Source organism: Polaromonas sp. P1_G2 (genome assembly GCF_056405515.1).
This window is the reverse complement of sequence record NZ_JBFUBY010001205.1, coordinates 1-441: the sequence shown is the minus strand read 5'-3', so window position 1 is coordinate 441 and position 441 is coordinate 1. Positions and strand designations below refer to the sequence as shown.

At 63.9% G+C, this 441-nt stretch carries 1 protein-coding gene; it reads left to right on the top strand.

What is annotated here, in order from left to right; all coding sequences use genetic code 11:
- Positions 1 to 441, top strand: a 441-nt coding sequence (locus AC1D0P_RS29785) for a CobW family GTP-binding protein (protein WP_477680026.1), incomplete at both ends; no start/stop codon positions are given.

The window sequence follows — 441 nt, the reverse complement described above, 5'->3', positions numbered from 1 at the left end:
GACCTGATCCGCGTCGTCGAGGGCCTGATGCGCCGCCCGGGCCGCTTCGATGCGATCATCGTCGAGACGACGGGCCTTGCCGATCCGGTGCCGGTCGCCCAGACCTTCTTCATGGATGACGATGTGCGCGCCAAGACCCAGCTCGACGCCGTCGTGGCGCTGGTCGATGCCAAGCACCTGCCGCTGCGCCTCAAGGATTCGCGCGAGGCCGAGGACCAGCTTGCCTTCGCCGATGTCGTGCTGCTCAACAAGACCGACCTCGTCACACCGGAAGAGGTCAAGCGCATCGAGGACATCGTGCGCGTGATCAACCCGTCGGCGCGCATCTATCACACTGAGCGTTCCAACGTTGACCTCGGCAAGATCCTCGATGTCGGCGCCTTCGACCTCGATCGGGCGCTGGAAAACGACCCGCAATTCCTCGAACATGGCCATGAGGAT